This is a genomic window from Zoogloea sp., from assembly GCF_023150065.1.
Classification (GTDB): Bacteria; Pseudomonadota; Gammaproteobacteria; order Burkholderiales; family Rhodocyclaceae; genus Zoogloea.
Genome location: NZ_JAKLLN010000053.1, coordinates 1 through 2,760 on the forward strand (window position 1 = coordinate 1; position 2,760 = coordinate 2,760).

Genomic DNA, 2,760 nt, shown 5'->3' on the forward strand with positions numbered 1-2,760 from the left:
GTTGCCGACTTTGCGCAGTCGGATGACCTGTACTCGGCGTTCATGCCGCGCCTCTCGGCTCAGCGATCTCATGTCAGTTGCTTGCATGAATCCAATTTGGGGGTGGTGCAGATAAATTCAAGTACGCAAGGGCCGGATCAATAATCGCAAGAGACACGGATCGTCACGCATTGGGCATTGCCTTGCACACCCAGGCCGCGCCGCTCCTACCCCTGTCCATCTGGCTGCCGCTTCTTGGAGGTCATTGTGCTGGACGGAGCAAAGCTGCGATAACCCCGGTCCCGCGCCATGAACGCCTCCAGCATGTGCGGAACCAGCGCCATGGCATCCACAGCCTCCCCATAGGTCTGCGCATGCAACACTGCATACCGGTCCAGCTCCGCTTTGAGACTGGCCGTGCAGGTGAAGGTCAGTTTGACGCTCTCCGTCCTGGGCAGCGGCCCCAGCCGCAATTTCCTCGGAGTGCTCATCGTGGACCTCCCCTGCCGCCATTGACGAACAACGGCTGATAAGGCCGCAGCACCAGATCCCGGTTCACGATCACCCGCACCGCCAACCCTGGCCTTGCAGTCAGCGTCGGCTGCAGGTTCAGGTTGCGCCGCATCATCTCCTGCCCCACTTGGTTCACACTGTCCTGCAACCCGTCACGCCCCGCGATCACCACACGGTTGCCGTTCTGCCGGTTCTCGGGAGCAGCCAGCTCGGCGCCCACCCCCAGCAAGGTCGTCAGCGCCGCCCCCGCGACCACCCTTCCCCAGTGCCAGTCCACTCCATCCTCCAACCCCGCGCGCCCCGCCGGATCGGTGCCCACGAGGTTGTCGAGCGTGAGCGACGACGTGTCTGGCAGGACGATGCGGTTCCACACCATCTGCAACCGGCTCTGCCCATAGCTCACCTGGCTGTTGTAGCGCCCCAGGAGGCGCGAGCCCTGCGGGATCAGCAGGTGCCTCCCTGTGGCCGTGTCGTAGACCGGCTCCGTCACGGTGGCGACTACATCGCCCGGCAGGTCCGACTGGATTCCCGTCACCAGCGCAGCCGGAATCACCGTGCCGGCCATCACCTGGTAGGGTGAGGCAGGCATCTGCAGGTTTCCTGAATTCCGGGTTTCCGTGGAACCGCCTTTCAGGAAAGCCTCCTTCTGCTCCTGCCGGTTCTGAACAGCCGTGGGGTCTGCAGGCTGCGCCGCCGTCGAGACAGGCCCCGCCGCCAATGGATCGAACCCCGCCAGCACGGATGCCGCAGGCGCCGCCATCGCCGCGGACTGCGCCGCACCCTGCCCCGCCTGCGCTCCCCCCGTGCGGAAGAACACCGGCGATCCCGCCGCAGCCTCGGCCTCCTTGCGCAGCGCATCCGCCGGATCATGGCCTGGTGGCGCATAGCCCGGCTCCACCGACCCCTGCGCCTTCACGATGGCCGGCCCCAGGTCCCCCGGCAACGGAGGCCCCAATCGGGGTACTTCTGGCGATCGCAGTCCGCCGTAGTCGGCCGGCAACCGGTCCAGCCCTTCGGACTTCGACACCCGATCGACGTTGTAGAGCTCCGAGGGATTCGCGCCACGCCGGTGGCTGCCCTGCAGCGACCAGATGGTGGCGCCCAGTACGGCCGCAGCCAAGGAGCCCACGATAGCTGCCAGCATGCGCCGGTTCAACCGCGTCACGGGTCTCGGCGCAGCACGCAGCGCCACCGATTCGGGAGCAACCTTGGCGGGTTGCGGCGGGGTGGCGGCGTTGGAAGAGTCCCGGCTGCCCATGGTCAGAGCCGTCCACCAACACCGTCGGTTCGCTCAATGCGCACCACGTCACCATCCTGGCCCCCACCTCCACCCAGGCGCAGCTCGGCCGCACCAAACAACCGGTCCACGATGTAGTACGGCGGCCGGAAGCGGTAGCTCACCAGCTGCCCGTCCCCTTGCGCCCCGATCACGAACAGCGGCGGCAGTTCGCCCTGTGCGATGCCCGCCGGAAACTGGATGTAGACCTTCTCGCCATCGTCGAAGGCACGCAGCGGCTTCCAGGACGGGTTGCCACCACCGATGGCGTAGCGAAAACGCAGCCTCTCCAGCGCCAAGCCGCTCTCGATGGGGGCCGCGGCCTGGGCCGCCTGCGCCTGGCGCTGCAGGGCCAGCATCCTGTCCTTCGGATACTCCCAGGACACCGAGGCCATCCAGGCCTTCTCGGTGGAGGTCAGCTCGACCAAGTAAGTGCGCCGGCTCGTGGTGATGACCAGGTTGGTCTTGAGGCCCGAGCGGATGGGCTTGACCAGTACCTTCACGCGCAGCGCCTCGCCCGCGCCGCTAGCCGCAATACTGTTCAGATACGAAGCACCGGTGTTGGGTGGTGCTTTCGATGAAGGTTTTCCCCACGATGGCGTACGTTGAAGTTACTCATTTTGCGCTTGACGCCACGAGGGTTGCTGTGGCCGCGACTGCTGACGCATAGGCCTTGGGCAATTTCTGCAAGCCAAGCGTCACGCCAAGACGCCAAGCGCTCAGGGGGGAATGGCCGCAGCTTGCGGCATCTTGCGTTTGATCACTCGTACTGCATGGATAAAGCTCAGCCGATCCGGGTCAAGCTCACGCGCCCAGGCTGCCTGTGCCATCAACTGACGAATGGCAAAGTGCGCCAGCAGCAAGCCCCACAACTCTTGCTGCACCAACTCGGGCGTCTTGCTGCGCAAAACGGTGCTGTTCGCCCGCAAGTGCGTCTTGAATTCATCAAAGACGCCCTCGATTTCCCAGCGTTCGTGGTACAGCGCCGCCAA

General features: G+C 65.2%; 3 protein-coding genes and 1 pseudogene. All 4 read right to left on the minus strand.

Going from position 1 to position 2,760, the window contains the following annotated elements; all coding sequences use genetic code 11:
- Positions 1–206 precede the first annotated feature (206 nt).
- Complete coding sequence (locus L6Q67_RS23240; RefSeq protein WP_296575789.1) at positions 207–470, minus strand: DUF2274 domain-containing protein; 264 nt, start codon at positions 468–470, stop codon at positions 207–209.
- Positions 467–1,750 carry a TrbI/VirB10 family protein gene (locus tag L6Q67_RS23245; protein WP_296575792.1) on the minus strand — a complete coding sequence of 428 codons (1,284 nt, stop codon included), beginning with the start codon at positions 1,748–1,750 and terminating at the stop codon, positions 467–469. Before L6Q67_RS23245 ends, L6Q67_RS23240 begins: the two co-directional genes overlap by 4 nt.
- A 2-nt stretch (positions 1,751–1,752) precedes the next feature.
- Positions 1,753–2,298 (minus strand): annotated as a pseudogene (gene trbG, locus L6Q67_RS23250) (P-type conjugative transfer protein TrbG); the annotation flags it as partial.
- A gap of 189 nt (positions 2,299–2,487) precedes the next feature.
- A partial coding sequence (locus tag L6Q67_RS23255; RefSeq protein WP_296575795.1) for a transposase occupies positions 2,488–2,760 on the minus strand: 273 nt, incomplete at its 5' end.